General features: G+C 72.2%; 15 protein-coding genes and 1 pseudogene. 12 read left to right on the top strand and 4 right to left on the bottom strand.

Annotated features, from left to right (window positions below; translation table 11 throughout):
• Both ACN6LM_RS26515 and ACN6LM_RS26510 read left to right on the top strand, forming a co-directional pair.
• A pseudogene (locus tag ACN6LM_RS26515) lies at nt 1-128 on the top strand (electron transfer flavoprotein subunit beta); the annotation flags it as partial.
• A 49-nt stretch (nt 129-177) separates the two neighbouring features.
• Entirely contained in the window at nt 178-1,140 is a 963-nt protein-coding gene (locus tag ACN6LM_RS26510; protein ID WP_445067900.1) for an electron transfer flavoprotein subunit alpha/FixB family protein, read from the top strand.
• Between the two features lie 73 nt (nt 1,141-1,213).
• Here the strand turns inward: ACN6LM_RS26510 and ACN6LM_RS26505 are convergent, their stop codons facing one another.
• From ACN6LM_RS26505 to ACN6LM_RS26495, 3 genes are all read right to left on the bottom strand, one after another.
• Nucleotides 1,214-2,389, bottom strand: coding sequence for a macrolide family glycosyltransferase (locus ACN6LM_RS26505; protein WP_445067899.1), 1,176 nt, complete (start codon nt 2,387-2,389; stop codon nt 1,214-1,216).
• Between the two features lie 218 nt (nt 2,390-2,607).
• A complete protein-coding gene (locus ACN6LM_RS26500; protein WP_445067902.1) occupies nt 2,608-3,249 on the bottom strand; it encodes a CatB-related O-acetyltransferase in 642 nt (213 codons plus the stop codon).
• Between the two features lie 128 nt (nt 3,250-3,377).
• Complete coding sequence (locus ACN6LM_RS26495) at nt 3,378-4,751, bottom strand: lipase family protein (protein WP_445067898.1); 1,374 nt, start codon at nt 4,749-4,751, stop codon at nt 3,378-3,380.
• Nucleotides 4,752-4,942: 191 nt separating this feature from the next.
• Here ACN6LM_RS26495 and ACN6LM_RS26490 point away from each other — a divergent pair, with 191 nt between their 5' ends.
• The 10 genes from ACN6LM_RS26490 (at nt 4,943) to ACN6LM_RS26445 (ending at nt 18,216) form a co-directional block, all read left to right on the top strand.
• On the top strand, nt 4,943-5,758 hold the full coding sequence (locus ACN6LM_RS26490; RefSeq protein WP_445067897.1) for an SAM-dependent methyltransferase: 816 nt from the start codon (nt 4,943-4,945) through the stop codon (nt 5,756-5,758).
• A gap of 110 nt (nt 5,759-5,868) precedes the next feature.
• The gene (locus ACN6LM_RS26485) at nt 5,869-6,912 is read left to right on the top strand and encodes a hypothetical protein (protein ID WP_445067896.1); all 1,044 of its coding nucleotides are present in this window, start codon (nt 5,869-5,871) and stop codon (nt 6,910-6,912) included.
• Nucleotides 6,913-6,967: 55 nt separating this feature from the next.
• Nucleotides 6,968-7,411 (top strand): helix-turn-helix transcriptional regulator, encoded by a 444-nt coding sequence (locus tag ACN6LM_RS26480; RefSeq protein ID WP_445067895.1) that lies wholly within the window; start codon nt 6,968-6,970, stop codon nt 7,409-7,411.
• Between the two features lie 86 nt (nt 7,412-7,497).
• A complete protein-coding gene (locus ACN6LM_RS26475; RefSeq protein WP_445067894.1) occupies nt 7,498-9,873 on the top strand; it encodes an ATP-binding cassette domain-containing protein in 2,376 nt (791 codons plus the stop codon).
• Between the two features lie 722 nt (nt 9,874-10,595).
• Nucleotides 10,596-12,965, top strand: coding sequence for a sensor histidine kinase (locus ACN6LM_RS26470; RefSeq protein WP_445067893.1), 2,370 nt, complete (start codon nt 10,596-10,598; stop codon nt 12,963-12,965).
• On the top strand, nt 12,962-13,366 hold the full coding sequence (locus ACN6LM_RS26465; protein WP_164399797.1) for a roadblock/LC7 domain-containing protein: 405 nt from the start codon (nt 12,962-12,964) through the stop codon (nt 13,364-13,366). Before ACN6LM_RS26470 ends, ACN6LM_RS26465 begins: the two co-directional genes overlap by 4 nt.
• Nucleotides 13,367-13,463: 97 nt before the next feature.
• Nucleotides 13,464-14,672, top strand: coding sequence for an ABC transporter substrate-binding protein (locus ACN6LM_RS26460; protein WP_445067901.1), 1,209 nt, complete (start codon nt 13,464-13,466; stop codon nt 14,670-14,672).
• 1 nt (nt 14,673) lies between these two features.
• Nucleotides 14,674-16,656, top strand: a complete 1,983-nt coding sequence (locus ACN6LM_RS26455) for a branched-chain amino acid ABC transporter permease (protein ID WP_445067892.1) — start codon at nt 14,674-14,676, stop codon at nt 16,654-16,656.
• Complete coding sequence (locus ACN6LM_RS26450) at nt 16,653-17,477, top strand: ABC transporter ATP-binding protein (protein WP_445067891.1); 825 nt, start codon at nt 16,653-16,655, stop codon at nt 17,475-17,477. The genes ACN6LM_RS26455 and ACN6LM_RS26450 overlap by 4 nt, the downstream gene beginning before the upstream one ends.
• 10 nt (nt 17,478-17,487) lie before the next feature.
• Nucleotides 17,488-18,216, top strand: coding sequence for an ABC transporter ATP-binding protein (locus ACN6LM_RS26445; RefSeq protein ID WP_445067890.1), 729 nt, complete (start codon nt 17,488-17,490; stop codon nt 18,214-18,216).
• 37 nt (nt 18,217-18,253) lie between these two features.
• Here the strand turns inward: ACN6LM_RS26445 and ACN6LM_RS26440 are convergent, their stop codons facing one another.
• Nucleotides 18,254-19,471: an FAD-dependent monooxygenase gene (locus ACN6LM_RS26440; protein WP_445067889.1), complete on the bottom strand. Its 1,218-nt coding sequence runs from the start codon at nt 19,469-19,471 to the stop codon at nt 18,254-18,256.
• Nucleotides 19,472-19,869: the final 398 nt, after the last annotated feature.

Genomic DNA, 19,869 nt, shown 5'->3' with positions numbered 1-19,869 from the left:
CGGGTGCGTGGACCGCGGTCGACTCCGCGACCGAGCGCCCGGCCCGCACCGCGGGCACCATCGTGAAGGACGAGGGCGAGGGCGGCAAGCAGCTGGCCGGGTTCCTGGCCGGTCAGAAGTTCATCTAGCCCGTGGTTCGTGGTCGTTGTCGCTGATGTGCAGGAGTAGGGAAGTCTGATGGCTGAAGTTCTCGTCTTTGTCGATCACGTGGACGGTGCGGTCCGTAAGCCGACGCTGGAGCTGCTGACGCTCGCGCGGCGGATCGGTGACCCGGTCGCGGTGGCGGTGGGTGCGGGCGCGTCGGGGACGGCGGCTGTGCTCGCCGAGCACGGCGCGGTCAAGGTGCTGGTGTCCGAGGCCGCCGAGTACGCCGACTACCTCGTCGTGCCCAAGGTGGACGCGCTCCAGGCCGCCCACGCGGCGGTATCCCCGGCAGCCGTACTGGTGTCCTCGTCCGCGGAGGGCAAGGAGATCGCGGCGCGGCTCGCGGTGCGGATCGGGTCGGGCATCATCACCGACGCGGTCGACGTCGAGGCCGGCGCCGAGGGCGTCGTCGCTACGCAGTCGGTGTTCGCGGCCTCGTTCACCACGAAGTCCCGGATCACGCACGGCACGCCGGTGATCACGGTGAAGCCGAACTCGGCGCCGGTCGAGCAGGCGGCGGCCGCGGGTGCGGTGGAGGAGCTGGCGGTGGAGTTCTCCGCCGCCGCGACGGGTACGAAGGTGCTCTCGCGTACGCCGCGTGAGTCGACGGGCCGTCCGGAGCTGACGGAGGCCGCGATCGTGGTCTCCGGTGGCCGCGGCGTGAACGGTGCGGAGAACTTCGCGGTCATCGAGGCGCTCGCCGACTCGCTGGGTGCCGCGGTGGGTGCCTCGCGCGCCGCCGTGGACGCGGGCTGGTACCCGCACACCAACCAGGTCGGCCAGACCGGCAAGTCCGTCTCCCCCCAGCTGTACATCGCCTCGGGCATCTCCGGCGCGATCCAGCACCGGGCCGGGATGCAGACCTCGAAGACGATCGTCGCGGTCAACAAGGACGCCGAGGCCCCGATCTTCGACCTCGTCGACTACGGCGTCGTCGGCGACCTCTTCGACGTCGTGCCCCAGCTCACCGAGGAGATCAACACCCGCAAGGGCTGACGCCTCCTCACGTGTGTTGCCCGGCCGGGGCGGTGAGCGCGGAGAACCGCGCACCGCCCCGACCGGGCCCGTTTCAGCCGAGCAGTTCCTCCACCAGGTCCGCGGCGCGCCCGGTGCCGCCCTCCACCCGGGCGTCCTCGCGCAGCCGCGCCGAACGCCGGGCGACCTCGGGGTCGTTGACGAGCGCGTCGAGCGCGTCCCGCAGGGCCTCCGGGGTGGCGTCGTCGGTGTCGACGCGGCGGGCGACGCCCAGCTCCACGAGCTTGTCGGCGTTCATGAACTGGTCGACGCCCTGCGGCACGGCGATCATCGGCACCCCGCTGTACAGCCCCTCGGAGCTGCCGCCCATCCCGGCGTGCGTGACGAAGGCGTCCGCCTGCTGGAGGATGGCCAGTTGCGGCACCCACCGGTGCACCTCGACGTTGCCGGGTACGGTGCCCAGCTCCGCCAGATCCGTCTGCTTTCCGACCTGGAGCACCACGTGCCAGCCGGGCAGGTCGCCATAGGCCGCCAGGCAACTGCGGTAGAAATCCGGGCGGTTGGTGTACGCGGAGCCCAGCGAGATCAGCAGCACCCTCTCCGCCCCGGCGGGCCGGGTCCAGGACTGCTCCTCGCCGCGCCCGGCGAAGCACGGCCCGACGAACGTGACGGTGTCCATGTCCACGTCGTGCGCGTGCGGCTGCATCGCCCGGGGGATCAGGGCGAGGGTGTTGTCGGGGCGCCCGGTGAAGGCGTCCATGTCCAGCGTGGTCGCGCCGTTCCCGGCCAGCCACTCGGTGAAGCGCGCGCGGTACGCGTCGGCCCCGGGCAGCGTCCACAGCTGGGCCGCCACGTCCTTCTCGTAGCTCCGCCAGCCGACGAAGGTCGGGTAGAGCTGCATCAGGCGGCGGTTCTGGGACTCGGCCAGCACCCGGGCCGGGTACGCCCCGATGTCGTACAGATACAGGTCGGCCGGGTCCTCGTCGTAGACGGCGCGCAGCTGCGGCAGGGCTTGGACGGCGTCGTCCAGGAAGAGGCCCATGGCGGCGATCGGGTCGTCGGGCCAGACGCTGTCACCGACCGGGAGCACGGAGTCGTACGGCACGAAGGTGGCGCCGGTGGCCTCGATGCGCTCGGCCATCACGGGGTCGTTGGCGTAGGTGACGCGGTGGCCGCGGGCCACCAGTTCGCGGATGACCTCGATGCTCGGCAGCACATGGCTGACGGCGGGGATGCCGAGCATGGCGATATGGGCACGGCGACGTGACATGAGGAATCACTCGTTTCAGTTCTGCGGCGGAAGTGGACACGGCAGACCGCCGCGTCGCCACCCCGGCGAAGGCCGGGCAGTGGGCACGCGTGCGCGGTGTGCCGGACGGGGTCGGGGGGCGTGCCCCGCCGCGTCAGCCGTAGAGCTGGACGATGTTCATACGGCGACCCTAACCGCCGCCCGGGCCGCGCGCACACGATTTCCGGGCGGCGGGGCCGTCACGCGCCGGGGGCCGCGGCTTCGAGGTCGTCCACCGTGCCGGACATGAGGGTCCGGATGTGGGCCGTGATGTGCTCGGCGGGCCAGTCCCACCAGGCAAGTGCGAGGAGGCGGGCGACGTCCTTCTCCGCGTAGCGGGTACGCAGCAGCCGGGCCGGGTTGCCGCCGACGATCCCGTAGTCGGGCACGTCCTTGGTGACCACCGAGCCGCTGCCGATGATCGCGCCGTGCCCGATCCGTACGCCGGGCAGGACGGTCGCCCCGTGGCCGAACCAGACATCGTTGCCGACGACCGTGTCGCCGCGGTTCGGCAGCCCCGCGAGCAGGTCGAAGTGGTCGGCCCAGGAGCCGCCCAGGGTGGGGAACGGGAAGGTGGACGGGCCGTCCATGCGGTGGTTGGCGCCGTTCATCAGGAAGCGCACGCCCGTGCCGAGCGCGCAGAACCTGCCGATGACCAACTTCTCCGGGCCGTAGTGGTAGAGGACGTTGCGGGTCTCGAACGCGGTGGCGTCGTCCGGGTCGTCGTAGTACGAGTACTCCCCCACCTCGATCAGCGGCGAGGTCACCAGCGGCTTGAGCTGTACCACCCTCGGCTGGCCGGGCATGGGGTGGAGCACGGTCGGGTCTGCGGGTACGGGCAGCGGCATGGGCTGTTCCTCGCGGTCGCGGGTCGGGTCGCCGCCCATGATCGCCGCGCGGTGCCCGGTACGACAGCGGTTTACGGGAAGGCCCGCCCCGGAGGGACCGGGGCGGGCGGGGGGCGTCCGGGTCAGGGCTGGATCGGCATCGACCAGCAGTTGGAGGCGGACCGCTTGCCGGCGAGGCGGTCGGTCATCCAGGAGACGGCGTCGCCCTGGTCGGTGATGAGCGGCACCATGTGGTTGGTGAGGATCTTGTCGCCGAGGTTGGGCAGGATGACGGCGTCGTAGGTGACGTCGGCGCCCTTGCGGCACCAGTCGACGGCGAGCTGACGCGCCTGGCTGTGCGGCACGATGTCGTCCTGGATGCCGGTCGCCACCCGCACCGGTCCGGACGGCTTGAGGGTGCCGATGCGCTGCTTGTCGAGTGCGGCCTGCGCCTTGGGCTCGGCGGCGATGATCTCGCCGAGGGACTTGCCGGTGGTGGTCCACTTGGTGCTCTTCGCGAAGCCGTAGCCGAGGATCGCGTCGCCGACGCACATGGTCGAGGCGTCCTTCAGCGCGGCCCGCCCGGCGTCGTTGATGTTGGCTTCCACGACGTCCCGCAGATCCGCGTCGGCCTGCGCGAAACCGTTGATCGACCAGGCGAGGGCGCCGGCCAGGGCACTGCCGTCGATGCCTTTCATGGTCGCGGTCAGGTCGGCGGGCGGAGCCCCGGCGTACGTACCGGAGAGCTGGATCTCGGGGGCGTACGAGGGCTGGAGCTCGGCGGCGGACGCGCTGGCCCCGCCGCCCTGGCTGTAGCCGTACAGGCCCGTCCGCGATTCGGGCGTGAGCGAGGTGGCGGGCAGCCGGCGGGCGGCGCGGACCGCGTCGAGCAGCGCGTGGCCCTCGTCCACCCGGTTGACGTAGGTGTGGAGGCGGTCGGTGGTGCCGAGGCCCACGTAGTCGGTGACGACGACGGCGACACCGGCGGACAGCAACCGGTAGACGGACAGGGTCTCGTAGCCGATCGACACGGTCTCCGTGGTGGCGGTCAGCGGGTGCTGGAGGGCCAGCGAGGGGGCGCACTGGTCGCCCTGGCCCATGGTGCCCGAGGCCAGCGCGACCAGCGGGCGGGCGCCGCCGCCCTTCCAGGCGGCCGAGGGCTCGATGTAGGCACCGGTCACCGCGGCCGGCTGCCCGTTGGAGTCGGTCGTCCGGTACATGAGGCGGGTGGCGGTGCCCGGCATCGGGCGGCCGTCCAGGCCGGGCAGGCTCAGGGCGAGCGGCAGGGGCTCGGTCCGGATCAGCGCTCCGTTGGCGCTGGGCAGTTGGGCGGGCGGCTGGTAGAAGGCGGGGATGGTCACGCCCCGGGAGACGACGGGCTCGGTGCCCTCCGCGGCGGACGCGGGCGCGGCGTACGCGGCCACGCAGGCCGCCGCGGTCACGGCGACGGCCGCGGTGCGCAGGGGACGGACGCGGCGTGGGGGAAGGGTGGAACGCGAACGGTCCTTGCGGCTCAAGGCTCACTCCTCGCTCTGCTCCGGAATACGGGTGAGCGCAAGCTAACAGCGAGACTTACCGCTGGTAACCCATCGGTAAGTTACGCATTGGTAACTGTCATCGGCGGCTGAACTCTCGCTGCTGGGCCGAGGAGTTGCTTAAGGTGGGCCCGAGCTGATCATCCGCAGCCTCCCGCACCCTGGAGTTGGCCATGTCCCGACCGGAGAACGACCCCACCGCCCCGCTCATCGACACCAGCAAGCCGCATCCCGCGCGGATGTACGACTGGTTCCTGGGCGGCAAGGACAACTACCCGGTCGACGAGGCCATGGGCCGTCAGATGCTGGCCGTCGAGCCCAACGTCCCGGTGATGGCGAAAATCAACCGCGCCTTCATGCACCGCGCCACCCGCTGGCTGTCCACCCAGGGCGTCCGCCAGTTCCTCGACATCGGCACCGGCATACCCACCGAGCCCAACCTGCACCAGGTGGCCCAGGCGGCCGCCCCCGAGACCCGGGTCGTCTACTGCGACAACGACCCGATCGTGCTGGCCCACGCCGAGGCGCTGCTCAAGGGCACGCCCGAGGGCGTCATCGACTACGTCCAGGCGGATGCGCGGAACGTCGACACCATCCTCGAACACGCGGGCAAGACGCTGGACTTCGACAAGCCGGTCGCGCTGTCGATGATCGCGCTGCTCCACTTCGTGAGCGACGAGGACGGCGCGTACGAACTGGTACGCCGGCTGACCGACGTCCTCGCCCCGGGCAGCTACATGGTCATCTCGCAGATCACCGCCGACTTCCACCCGGAGGAGGCGCGCGAGGTGGACAAGATGTACAAGGCCAACACCCTGACGCTCGCGCCGCGCAGCCGCGACCAGTTCGCCGCGTTCTTCGACGGCCTGGAGATCGTGGAGCCCGGCATCGTGGCCGCCGAGGCATGGCACCCCGAGCTCGGCGAGCCGGTCCCCGGCACGGGCGAGATCGTCACGCCCGGCTACGTCGCGGTCGGCCGCAAGCCGTAACGCGCGCACCTCATCCGCGGCAGCCCGGTAGGCACTTGGGTGTCACCGGGCTGTGTGATGATGCACGGAAAACGGACCGGCGGGCATGCCGTGAGGGGCGGGAGCGCAGCGTGGGCAAGGGCGGGTCGTCCATACCGGACGAGGAGTGGGAACGGTTCCTCCGGGAGGCCGAGGCCGGGACCCCCGGCGCCCCCGAGGAGCCGTCCGCCCGGGCCCGGATGGTGGCCCAGCGGCTGCGCGAGGACAGCGCCCCTCCCCCGGGCCGGCGCACCCATCAGCCGCCCCGGCGACGCGGCAGGGTCTGGTACGTGGTGGGTCTGGTGGTCGTCGTCGCGCTGCTCGTCGTGGCGCCGGCCCCGGGCCGGGCGGCCGGCTGGCTCGGCTTCCACGGCGGGGGCGGCTCCCCGGCGGCGGCCGGGCGGCCCACACTGGACGACCCGTTCAAGGGATCACCGGCGGAGCACTGGGCCGCCGGGACGGCCGGGATCACGATGCCCTCGGCGCGGGCGACCGGCTGGATGAGCGAGAAGCAGGTGTCCGACGCGCTCGACAGCAGCCTGGCGTTCCTCTCCGACGCCGGCCTCGATCCGGCGGTGCTGCGCGGGGAACGGCCCACGAAGGCGATCGCGGCTCTCAACCCGGAGCAGGCCGACGTCAAGGAGTACCTGGCGAACGCCTTCGACACCCCGGGCCGGCAGAACGACCCGCTGCTCCTGTTCAGCCGCTTCGACCCCTCGTACGCGCGCCTGGCCGGTGACGTGATCAAGACGCGCGGCGGGATCACCTACCGGAAGGGCGAGCGGGGCGCGGTCGAGGTCACCGCCGACGTCACCTTCGTCTACGCCGTCGCGCGGGCCTCCGGGGACGGCGACGAGGTCGCCCGTACGATCGCCCGCCGGGAGATCGTGATGAGCTGGGACGACCCGGAGAAGGTGGTCATCGCACCGGGCACCTTCTCGCTGAAGTCGTACCGGCTGGACTCCGCCAACGGGGGCTGCGAGAACACCACCGGCTACTTCGTCCCCGAGTTCGGCAGGGAGCGGGGGCCCTCGGGCGACGGCACGGAGATCGACCCGTACGAGCGGAGCACGTCGATGGACGAGCGCATGGGGGACCGCGACGCCTCGGACTGCGACACGGCCACCCGCACCTGACCCGGGGCGCGGCGACACCCGGGCGGGGTGCTCCCCCACGACGTACGCTTCGGGCGTGACGAGCAAACCCGACGCGGCGCAGGGCCTGCGCGACCTCGCGCGGCTGCGCCGGGTCCGCGACCGGATCGACCGCGAGTACGCCCAGCCGCTGAACGTCGAGGCGCTGGCGCGCGGCGCACACATGTCTGCGGGCCACCTCAGCCGCGAGTTCCGCCGGGCGTACGGGGAGTCCCCGTACGGGTACCTGATGACCCGGCGCATCGAGCGCGCGATGACGCTGCTGCGCCGGGGCGACATGAGCGTCACCGAGGTGTGCTTCGCGGTCGGCTGCTCCTCGCTCGGCACGTTCAGCACGCGCTTCACGGAGCTGGTCGGGATGCCGCCGAGCGTCTACCGGCAGAAGGCGGCGCAGGCGACCGCGGGGATTCCGTCCTGCGTCGCGAAGCAGGTGACGCGGCCGGTCAGGAATCGAGAAGCCCCGCTGCCGGGGACGCCCTAACGTAGGGCCGTGAACGGGGAAGGCCGCCGGTGAGCCGGGCGGCGACGACGGGGCTGCGCGACGGTCCCGCCACCACAGGGAGACACATGAGCAGGGCCGCAGGTACGCAGCCGCACGCCGCCGACAGCCACGATCTGATCCGTGTGCACGGGGCGCGGGTGAACAATCTCAAGGACGTCAGCATCGAGATCCCCAAGCGCCGGCTGACGGTGTTCACGGGTGTCTCCGGGTCCGGCAAGAGCTCGCTGGTGTTCAACACCATCGCCGCCGAGTCGCAGCGGCTGATCAACGAGACGTACAGCGCCTTCGTCCAGGGCTTCATGCCCACCCTGGCCCGGCCGGAGGTGGACGTCCTGGAAGGGCTGACCACGGCGATCATCGTGGACCAGCAGCGGATGGGCGGCGACACCCGCTCGACCGTGGGCACGGCGACCGACGCCAACGCCATGCTGCGCATCCTCTTCAGCCGCCTGGGCACCCCGCACATCGGCCCGCCCAGCGCGTACTCCTTCAACACCGCGTCCGTGAAGGCGAGCGGTGCGATCACCGTCGAGCGCGGCAACAAGAAGACCGTGAAGGCGACCTTCAACCGGACCGGCGGTATGTGCACCGAGTGCGAGGGCCGGGGCACCGTCTCGGACATCGACCTCACCCAGCTCTACGACGACTCGAAGTCCCTCGCCGAGGGCGCGTTCACGATCCCCGGCTGGAAGTCCGACAGCTTCTGGACCGTCCGGGTCTACGCCGAGTCCGGTCTCCTCGACCCGGACAAGCCGATCGCGAAGTACACCAGGAAGGAGATGCAGGACTTCCTGTACCGGGAGCCCACCAAGGTCAAGGTGGAGGGCGTCAACCTCACGTACGAGGGCCTGATCCCCAAGATCCAGAAGTCGTTCCTGTCCAAGGACAAGGACTCGCTCCAGCCGCACATCCGGGCCTTCGTGGAGCGGGCGGTCACCTTCACCACCTGTCCGGCCTGCGACGGCACCCGGCTCAGCGAGGGTGCCAGGTCCTCGAAGATCGCGGGCATCAGCATCGCGGACGCCTGCGCGATGCAGACCAGCGACCTGGCCGCCTGGATCCGCGACCTGGACGAGCCCTCGGTGGCGCCGCTGCTCACCGCGCTCGGGCAGACCCTCGACTCGTTCGTGGAGATCGGCCTCGGTTACCTGGCGCTCGACCGCCCCGCCGGCACGCTGTCCGGCGGCGAGGCGCAGCGCGTCAAGATGATCCGCCACCTCGGCTCCTCGCTGACCGACACGACGTACGTCTTCGACGAGCCGACCGCCGGGCTGCACCCGCACGACATCCAGCGGATGAACAACCTGCTGCTGCGCCTGCGCGACAAGGGCAACACCGTGCTGGTGGTGGAGCACAAGCCGGAGACGATCGCGGTCGCCGACCACGTCGTGGACCTCGGCCCCGGCGCCGGTACGGCCGGCGGCACCGTCTGCTTCGAGGGCACCGTCGACGGACTGCGCGCCTCCGACACGGTCACCGGGCGCCACTTCGACGACCGGTCCACCCTCAGGACGGACACCCGCAAGCCCACCGGTGCACTGGAGGTGCGCGGCGCGTCCGCGAACAACCTGCGCGGTGTCGACGTGGACATCCCGCTCGGTGTGCTGACCGTCGTCACGGGCGTCGCCGGGTCCGGGAAGAGTTCGCTGATCCACGGTTCGGTGGCCGGGCGGGACGGCGTGGTCACGGTCGACCAGAGCGCGATCCGCGGTTCGCGGCGCAGCAACCCGGCCACGTACACCGGGCTGCTCGACCCGGTCCGCAAGGCGTTCGCCAAGGCCAACGGCGTGAAGCCGGGCCTGTTCAGCACCAATTCGGAGGGCGCGTGCCCGACGTGCAACGGCGCGGGTGTCGTCTTCACGGACCTGGCGATGATGGCGGGTGTCGCCACGGTCTGCGAGGAGTGCGAGGGCAAGCGGTTCCAGGCGTCGGTGCTCGAATACCGGCTGGGCGGGCGGGACATCAGCGAGGTGCTGGCGATGTCGGTCGCCGAGGCCGAGGAGTTCTTCGGCACCGGTGACGCGCGTACGCCGGCCGCGCACCGTGTCCTCGAACGGCTGGTGGACGTCGGGCTCGGCTACCTGAGCCTCGGCCAGCCGCTCACCACGCTCTCCGGCGGTGAGCGGCAGCGGCTGAAGCTCGCCACGCACATGGGCGAGAAGGGCGGGGTGTACGTGCTGGACGAGCCGACCACCGGCCTCCACCTCGCGGACGTGGAGCAGCTGCTCGGGCTGCTGGACCGGCTGGTGGACTCCGGCAAGTCGGTCGTCGTCATCGAGCACCACCAGGCCGTGATGGCGCACGCCGACTGGATCATCGACCTGGGTCCCGGCGCCGGACACGACGGCGGCACGCTGGTCTTCGAGGGCACGCCGGCCGACCTGGTCGCGGCGCGTTCCACCCTCACGGGCGAGCACCTGGCGCAGTACGTGGGCGCCTGAGCAACTCACCGCGCGCGCCCGGCCCGTGGTGGCCGGGTGCGCGCGGACGTGGGCTCCTTCCCAGGACACGGCCCGGGACCGCGCGGCGGAGGCGTACGTGCTCCCCCGGATCGAGCGCTGCAAGGGCGATCTTCCGGCGGCGGATGAGGCGTTGGGGCGGGTGCGTGAGGCGGTGGGGGTGGGCGACGGGGGCGGTCGCGGGCGCGGTGCTGGGGCGGATCGCCAAGGGGTCGGTCAAGGCTCTCGCACCGCTGTCCGCAGGGGGGCGGTGGGCGGTGGCTGCAACGGAGGGGTGATCAGGTCAAGACGGCGTGCCGTGGAGGTCATGTGGCTTTTCAGGATGGCCTGTTCACTGCGGTGTACAGGGAGTGACGCATCGTCGCCTTCGCTAATCGGCCGCGGTTTCTGCCGACCTCGCGCACCTGTACGGAGGCGATCGAGGCGCGCACAACGGGGCCAATCAGACGTACCACAGCCACACTTGACCGATTCCGACCGCATTCGCACATCTAACTGAACGCAAATTTTCGAGGCTGCACGCATCCGGCGTTGTGTACTAGGCATAGGATCAAGCCGCGCAGTGCGAGCCCCACCTGCCCCACCCGTCCCATCCGCAACTGTGCGCACGATGTACGAGCGTCCCTACCGACACCCCACAACCCGTTAACAGGTATCTGCGTGTCACCGATCCTCAAGCCCGGTTCCGGCGACGGAGCCGCGCAGTGAAAATCAATCGCCGCCTCGTCCTGCTGGTCACCGCTCCCCTCACCGTCGCGGTCACGTTCTCGGCCCTGGCCCTCGCGCCCGCCACCAACCAGGCACTCCAGGCGAACCGGCTGGCCGACATGGTCGACGTCGCCGCCGGCGCAGCCGACTTAACCCACCAGTTGCAGCGTGAGCGCGCGTCCGCCACCGCCCTGGTCTCGGATCAGGGGGACTCGTCCGGCTTCCAGGCGAGTTCCGACGCGACCGACAAGAGCATCGCCGCCTTCAAGAGCCGCGCCAGTGGGCTCTCCGAGGTCCCCGGAAGTGCCCGGGAGGCACTGGTCCGCATCGACCGCTTCATCGACGAACTCCCCGCCCTGCGCGCCCAGGTCCGCTCGGGCAGCACCACCATCTCCGCGCTCGCCTTCGGCTACCGGATCGTGATCGCGGACCTCAACGGCTACCGCGACGGCATCGCCCAGGCCGACGGCGTCGACGCCGACATCGCCGACCGCATCCGCGCGGCGGCGGCGCTGTCCGAGGCCGCCGAGCACACCGCGCAGCAGCAGATCACCGTCATGAGGGCGCAGGCCGCCGGCGGATTCACCGCGGCGTCCCAGCGCACCTTCGACGCCAGCCGGCTCGGCTACACCGAGTCGACGGGCGTGCTGTTCAGCCTCGGCCCGAGCGAGTGGCGGACGTGGCTGGAGCGCACCCTCTCCGGACCGAAGGCCCTGGAGTCCCGCAAGCTGGAGGACCGGATCGGCCGCACGGACACCAGCAAGCCGATCGGCATCACGCCCAAGGCGTGGCAGAAGGCGTCGGACGACCGGCAGACCCTGCTGCACCAGGTGGAGGAGCGGATCGACGAGTCGGTCGCCGCCACCGTCGACGCGGAGCGCACCAGGCTGCTGTGGACCGCCGGGGGCGAGGTCGCCCTCGTACTGCTGACCCTCGTCGGTGTCGTCCTCGTCGCCGTCCGCCTCGGCCGGGTCATGATCCGCCGCCTGCGCGACCTGCGCAACGCCGCGCACGAGGTGGCCCACACCCGGCTGCCCGCCGTCATGAGCGAGCTGTCCCAGCCCGGCGCGCTGAGCGGGGCCACACCCGAGCAGGTCGCCGAACGCACCGGCAACCCCGTCACCACCACGAGCGGCGACGAGATCGGCGAGGTCGGCGAGGCGTTCAACGCCGTCCACCACGAGGCCGTGCGCCTCGCCGCCGAACAGGCCCGGGTTCACGAGCAGTTCGCCGAGACCCTGGTCCGGGTAGCCCGCCGCGGCGCCCAGCTGACCAGTGTCATGGTGTCCGAGCTGGACACGGTGCAGCGCGACGAGGCCGACCCGGAGCGCATGAAGACGCTCTTCGCGCTCGACCACCTCGCGATCCGCATGGAGCGCAACACCAACAACCTGCTGGTGCTGGGCGGTTACGGCAACGCCCGGGTACGGTCCGCCGACATCGGCTGCTCCACCGTCATCGTGGCGGCGGCCCAGCAGATCGAGCGCTTCGACCGGGTGTCCCTGGGCGCGATCGAGGCGGGCATCGGCATCGCCGCCCGCGCCGTGCACGACGTCGCGCACATCCTGGCGGAGCTCCTCGACAACGCCACCCGCTTCTCCCCGCCCGACGCCCAGGTCGGGGTCGCCGTCTGGCGGCTGTGGGACCGGGCCGTCGTCCAGATCGTGGACGAGGGCGTGGGCATCTCGGCGGACCGCCGTGCCGCGCTCAACGCCGGGCTGCGCGAGCCGAGGGCGGGCATCGGGGACGTACGGTCCATGGGTCTGCACGTGGTGGCGCGCCTCGCCGCCCGCCACGGCATCGTTGTCGAGCTGCGTGACTCCTCGGGCCCCGGCACCATCGCCGAGGTCACCCTGCCCAAGGACGTACTGGCCGAGGTGTCCGAGGAACCGGCCCTGCCGACGGAGAACGGCTTCGAGTCGCCCCGTACGGTCGTCACCCGCCCGAAGCCGGACCACGTACGCGGACGGGCCGGCCGCCCGGTCGGCGCGGGCATCGGCGCCCGTGCGGGCGCCCCGGCGGCCCCGGGCAGGCGCGAGGAGCACGAGGCCCCGGCGCGTACGGACGTCGTCGACGCGCCCGCCCCGCACCCCGTGCACGAGGAGGCGGCCTCGCGCATCGCGGGCGTCAGCGCGTCCGGCCTTCCGGTCCGCAAGCGCACCGCGCCCCAGCAGTGGCCCGCGCGGGAGAAGCGGGCCGGTACCGAGCAGCGGTCCGGCGCCGGTGCGCCGCGGCCGACCCCCCGCCGCCGGGACTCCCGGCAGGTATCCGACGTCCTGGCGGCCTACGCCCAGGGCATCAGCCGGAGCACGAACCCCCGCGGGCGTCCCGCCAGCAACGACGACACCGAACGGACCAGAAAATGACCTCACCCACCGACCTGAGCTGGATCCTGAGCGACTTCGCCGGACGCATCCCGGAAGTCACCCAGGCGATAGCCGTGTCCGTGGACGGACTCGCGCTCGCGTACACCGGCGTGGAGCGCGACGACGCGGACCGGCTGGCCGCCATCGCCTCCGGCGTCGTGAACCTGCTGTCCGCGGCCGCCCAGCTGACCGACACCGACCCGGTGGAGCACAGCCTCACCGCGATGGAAGGCGGTTACATGTTCTCCATGGCCGTCTCCAGCGGTGCCTCGCTCCTGGTCATGACCACCAGGGACGCGGACATCGGCGAGGTCAGCTACATGATGTCCGAGCTGATCAACCAGGTCGGCGACTCGTTGTCCCCCCAGGTCCGTTCCCCGCACTCCTCCCCCACGCACTGACCCGGCCGTCCCCCACGGCCGCAGCGACCCGTCCGCGGATCCCTACCCCGCGGTCGGGTCACACCGTTGCCCAACCACTCCCCCGATGAGAGCACCCATGTTCTTCGACATACCCCGCCGCGCCCGCCACCGCAGACTCGTCCGGCCCGTCGGTGCCGCCGCCCTCGCCCTCGGCCTGGCCGCCGTCACCGGTTGCAGCAGCGACAGCGGTTCCGGCGACGAGACCGTCAAGATCGGCCTGGTGGCCTCGCTTTCCGGCACCTACAAGCCGGTCGGCACCGATCTGCGCGACGGCTTCGCGCTGTACCTGAAGACGCACGACAACAAGCTGGGCGGGCGCAAGGTCGACCTCATCGTGGCCGACGAGGGCGACGGCCCGCCGACCGCCGTCCCGGCCGCCACCAAGCTGGTCAAGAAGGACAAGGTCGACGTGCTGACCGGCCTGGTCAGCGGTGGCTCGGTCAACGCGGTGCTGCCGCTGGTCGGCCAGGCGAAGATCCCCTTCCTCGGCTCCAACGCCCGTCCCGAGGTCAAGGACCCCGAGTACGTGTGGACGACGAGCTTCATGTCCGACGAGCCGGGCAAGGCCATCGCCCCGTACGTCAAGGAGAAGGTGAACGGCCCGGTCTACGCGATCGGACCGGACTACCAGGGCGGTTACGACGAACTGCGCGGGTTCACCGAAGAGTTCAAGCGCGTCGGCGGCAAGCTGGCCAACCCGGACGGCAAGACCAAGTGGACGCCGTTCCCGAAGACGACCAACTTCATGCCGTACTTCGCGGAGATCGCCAAGACCGATGCCAAGGCGGTCTACTGCTTCTACGCCGGCAAGGCCGCGATCGACTTCGCCAAGCAGTACGCGCAGTCCGACGTCGCCGACCTGCCGCTGTACACCGCCTTCGTCACCGAGGGCAGCGTGCTCCAGGCCGAGGGCCAGGCGGCCAAGGACATCTACTCCGTCCTGAACTACGCTCCGGACCTCGACAACGCGGCCAACCGCAAGTTCGCCGCCGACTGGACCGCCGAGCACGACACCCAGCCGACCACGTACGCCATGTCGTCCTACGACGCGGCCGCCGTGCTCGACAAGGCGATCGCGGACGCCGCGAAGAAGGGTGACGTGACCTCGGAGACGATCAACAAGGCCATCGCGAGCCTGGGCCAGATCGACAGCCCGCGCGGCAACTGGGAGTTCAGCAAGAAGGCGCACGCCCCGGTGCAGACGTGGTACCTGCGCCAGGTGCGTCCGGACGGCAACCAGCTGTCCAACGTCATGGTCCAGGACCTGGCGACGCTCGGCGGCTGACATGGATCTGCTCGATGCCCACCTCGTGCCGGCGGTGGACGGCGTGGCCTACGGGCTGCTGCTGTTCGTCGTCGCCGCCGGCCTGAGTCTCGCGTTCGGCACAGCCGGCGTACTGAACCTCTCGCACGGCATGCTGTACGCGATCGGCGCCTACACCGGCGCCGAGCTGAGCGACGGAACATGGGGCGGCCTCGCCCTCGGGCTCGCGGCCGGAACGGCGGCCGCGGCCCTTGCCGGGGCGGGGCTCTCCGCCGCCACCGTTCCGCTCGCCCGGCGTGGGCATCTGGCCCAGGCCCTGCTGACGTTCGGGATCGCCCTCGTCGGCGGGGACCTGCTGATCCAGTTCTTCGGGGCGGACGAGCTGCCGGTGCGCGTCCCCGGCGCGCTCGACTCCTCGGTCCACCTGCTGGGCCACCGCTACCCCGCCTACCGGCTCTGCTTCATCGCCATGGCCGTCGTCCTGGCGGCCTTCGGTACGTGGGTGCTCACCCGGACCCGGGTGGGTGCGGCGGTACGCGCGTCGGCGGACGACCCCCAGATGCTCGCCGCCACCGGCCGCAACCCCCGGGCCGTGCACACCGGTGTGCTCGCGGCGGCGGGCGCGCTGGCCGGTGCGGCGGGCGTGCTCGGGGCGCCGATCATCGGCCCCGGACCCGGCACCTCCGAGAACGTGCTGATGCTGTCCCTGGTGGTCGTCGTCCTCGGCGGGCTGCGCTCGCTGTGGGCGACGTTCGCCGCGGCGGTCGCCGTGGGCGAGGTCCAGACCCTGGGCGTCTCGGTGCTGCCGGACCTCGCCCCGTACCTGCTGTTCGCCGCGATGGCGGCGGTGCTGGTGTTCCGCTCCCGCTTCACGGAACCGGAGGCGCACGAGGAGCGGGGCCCGTCCTCCGACCCGGTCTCCCGGCTGCGCCGGCTCCTCGCCGCGCGGTGGGAGAACCGGTCGCGCGCGGCCGCGGCACCCGCTCCGGCGGCCCCGGGGCGGCTCGGTGCCTGGCTGCACTCGGCGGGGTGGCGGCAGGCCGTCCCGCTGCTCGTCCTGCTCGCCGTCCTGTTCGCGCTGCCCGGGATGCTCGACTCGTACAGCATCTCGCTCGCCGGGTCCGCCCTGGCGCTCGGTCTGCTCGCGGTCAGCGTCACCGTCCTGACCGGGTACGCCGGGCTGCCCACGCTCGGGCAGACCGCTCCGTTCGCCGTCGGCGCGTACGCCACCGCCAACCTGGCCGACGCCGGGTGGACGGTGGGCCCGGTCCAGATCGTCCTGTCGGCACTCGCCGCCGCCGTGTTCTCGGCGTTGACCGGGCCCGCGGTGATCCGGGCCCGGGGCACGACCGTACTGATGATCACGCTGGCCGTCGGCGAGCTGACGAGTGCCGTGATCAATCAGGTCAAGTCCGTCACCGGAGGCGCCGACGGGCTGGTCGGCTTCCCCGCCACCCAGGCCCTGTGGGGCGGCGAGGGCATGACCGGGGAACGCGAGCTGTACGTGTACGCGGCGGTCGTCGCGGTCGTCGCCGTCGCCCTCACCCTGACGGTGCTGCGCTCCCCGGCCGGCAAGCTGCTGACCGGGACCCGGGGCGCCGAGGCGCGGATGCGCGCGTCCGGGCACCCCGTGGGGCGCTATCTGCTCGTGGCCCACATCTGCGCCGGTGCGCTGGCCGGGGTGGGCGGCTCGCTGATGGTCACCGTGCAGCAGTACCTCTCCCCCGCCGACGTCGGCTTCGAGATCGCCGCGTTCGCGCTCCTCGCAGTCGTCATCGGCGGTACGACGTCGGTCATCGGCGCCCTTCTCGGCGCCGGGCTGATCGTGTTCACCCGGGACTGGGTGGCCGGCTCCTGGCCCGGCCACGGGCCGCTGCTGCTCGGGGCGCTGTTCATCGCCGCCGTGTACCTGCTGCCGCGCGGCCTGGCCGGTCTGCGCACCGTCGTCGGCCGCCCCGCTCCCGCCGCCCCCACTGTGTCCCCCGCCGGGAAGGTCTCGCCATGACGCCCGCAACCGATGCCGTGGAGCCGGCCCCCGTGCTGGACCTCGGCCACCTCACCCGCAGGTACGGCAGCCTCACCGCCGTGGACGACGTCTCGCTGCGGCTGCCCCCGGGCGCCCGGCACGCCGTGATCGGCCCCAACGGCGCCGGCAAGACGACCCTGCTCAACCTCATCGCCGGTACCGACCGGCCCGACCGGGGCACGATCGCGCTGAACGGTGCGGACGTCACCCGGGCGTCCACCGCGAAGCGCAGCCGGCTGGGCATCGCGCGCAGCTTCCAGCAGCCGTCCGCCATCGGCGAGCTGACGGTGCTGGACAACATCGTGCTGGCCGGCTGGGCGCACCACCCGAAGCGCCGGGGTGCCTGGCGCAGCCCCTCCCGCTACCGGCTGCACACCGAATCCGCGGGGCGGCACCTGGAGACCGTGGGGCTCGCGCACCTGGCGCACCGGCCGGCCTCCGAGCTCTCGCACGGGCAGCGCCGCATGCTGGACCTGGCGGCGGCGCTGGCGGGCGATCCGCGCCTGCTGCTCCTGGACGAGCCGGCGGCCGGGCTGACCGACGGTGACATCGGCCGGCTGCTCGACATCCTCGGGGCGCTGCCCGAGAGCGTGGCGGTCGTGCTGGTCGAGCACCACGTCGAGGTCGTCGCCCAGGTCGCCACGTCGGTCACCGTGCTGGCGGCCGGCCGGGTGCTGGTGACCGGGCCGACCGGGGAGGCGCTCGCCCACCCGGAGGTCCGCGACGCGTATCAGAACACGGCGCCGGTGTCCGGTGACGCGCCGGACCTCGTCACCGGCAGTCCCGAAGCGAGAGGATGACCGACCCCCGATGCTCGAACTCACGGGCCTGACCGCGGGCTACCACGGCGGCACGGTCCTCCACGGCCTGGACCTGTCCGTGCCCGCCGGCACGGTGCACGCCGTCGTCGGCCACAACGGCGCGGGCAAGACGACGCTCGTCCACACCGTCGCCGGTCTGATGCGCCCGGACGCGGGCACCGTACGGCTGTCCGGCCGGGACCTGACGGGACAGCCGGCGCACCGGATCGCCCGGGCCGGGATCGGCCTCGTGCCGCAGGGCCGCCGGGTCTTCGCGAACCTCAGCGTCGCCGAGCACCTGCGCCTCTCGCACCGTCCGCCGCGCCGGGGCGACGCCTCGCGGCCGAGTGTGTGGACGCCCGAGCGGGTCCTCGATCTGCTGCCGAGGCTGGGCGAGCGCCGGGGCAACCGGGGCACGGACCTGTCGGGCGGGGAGCAGCAGATGCTGGCCCTGGCCCGGGCGCTGCTCGGTTCGCCGAGTGTGCTGCTGCTGGACGAGCCGACGGAGGGCCTGGCCCCGGCCCTGGTCCGTCAGGTGCACGACCTGGTGACGACGCTGGCCGCCGAGGGCATCGCCGTACTCCTGGTGTCGCCGAGTCCGGCGACGGCGGCCGGGTGCGCGGACACGCTCACGGTCCTGACGTCGGGCCGGGTGGCGCTGCGGCTGGACGGGGCGGAGGCCCGCAAGGACCCGACGGCCCTGCACGCGGCGCTGGAGCTGGCGCCCGCGGCGTCCTGACGGGCGCGAGGGGGGGGCGAACCCCTCGCGCCCGCGGTCACTTCGCCTTCAGGCTGTGGCCGCCGAAGCCGCTGCTGCGGTCGGAGCCGCTGTTCTGGTCCTGCCACCAGGCGTCGAACTCGGACTGGTGCATGGCCGGCCAGTCCGGGGTGTTCTCGACCTGGGTGCTGCCCATGCGGCGGGCGAGGGCCACCATGGCGGAGCCGACCGCGCCCCGCCCGGCGTCATACCGGTCCAGCACGTCCTTCCAGCTGTCCCCGGCGGTCCAGGCCGCCTCCAGCGCGGTCGCGTCCTGGAGCGCCTTCACGCTTCCGGCGCCGACGTGCGGGCGGGCGACGCTGGCGGCATCGCCGACGAGCGCCATGCGGCCCGACGTGTAGTGCGGGACGACCAGGTCGTAGATGGGCTGGATGAACGTGGTCTCGGCGGGCGTGCCGAGCACCTTGCCGGCCCAGAAGGGCGGGAAGGTGTCGGCGACGAGGGCGCGCAGCCAGTCGGTCAGCTCGGAGTTGAGGCGGCCGGGCGGGAGCGAGGTGGGGGTGCGCAGGTCCGGGTGGAGGCCGTCCGTCTCCGGCGGCGTGGTGTAGAGCACCCAGTTGAGGCGGTGGCCGCCGGTGCCGTCCGGGATGCGGTAGATCATGCAGTGGCCGCCGGGAAAGGCGATGTTGTGGGCGTCGAGCCCGTCCGAGGGCAGCCCCTCGACGTCCTCGGAGGCGCCGCGCCAGCCGATGTAACCGGCGTATTCGGGGCTGATGCCGGGGAACATGGCCTCGCGGACCACGGAGCGGTAGCCGTCGGCGCCGATGACGAGGTCGAACCGTTCCTCGTGGCCGTCGGCGAGCCGCAGCGTCACCCCGTCGTCGGCCGGCTCGACGGCGGTGACGACGGCGCCGGAGCGGTAGTCGACGCCCTCGGGCACCCGGCTGCGCAGCTCGCTCCACAGCGAGCCCCAGTTGTAGGCGCGGAACGGGAACGGCTGCTGCCCGAAGCCCCGGCCGTGCGGCGCGTCCCCGTCCCGTACGCTCCACACCCGCCGGGTCAGTGGTGCCCAGGGCATCTCGGGGGCGACGTATCCGGCCTCTCTCAGCTCCTCGTAGCGGTCGCTCTGGAGGGCGATTCCGACGCCCCGGTCCCGGAGTTCTGCGTCGGCGCGCTCGAAGACGGTGACGCGGTCCGCTCCGGCGCGCGACACGGCCAGGGCCGCGGCACACCCCGCAATGCTCCCGCCGACCACGGCGATGCTGCCTCCACGCATGACTGGCTCTCCACTCACTTGATGTGCCGGCTCGATGCTCCGGCCGTCCGCCCGGCCACTCCCCCGCCGGGGTCCCGGCCGGAAGTGCGCTCGCATGGGCGCTGGTTGGCCCGCGCCTCGACGGTCGCGGGCCCGCACCGAATCCTACGAGGGACGTTCCGCGCGTGAGCGGCCAGGTTGTTTCACTTTTCGGCCACCGATACATCGTCAACAGTCGTCTTGTGTACGCTCCTTGGTCATTCCTGATTACTGTTCTGTCATGTCCCCCTCGCCGGTCAACTGCTCAGCGACCCGCCCGGCGGCCGGCCTCGGCACCGGCCGCGACGCGCTCCGAAGACGCCTCGCCTCCCCCCGCCTCAGCTGAACGCGCGGGCTCCGGCGCCCGCGCGGCCGGTGGA

It is taken from the genome of Streptomyces sp. SAS_281, from assembly GCF_052542855.1.
The sequence above is the reverse complement of the archived record's forward strand: the minus strand, read 5'-3'. Positions and strand labels throughout refer to the sequence as shown.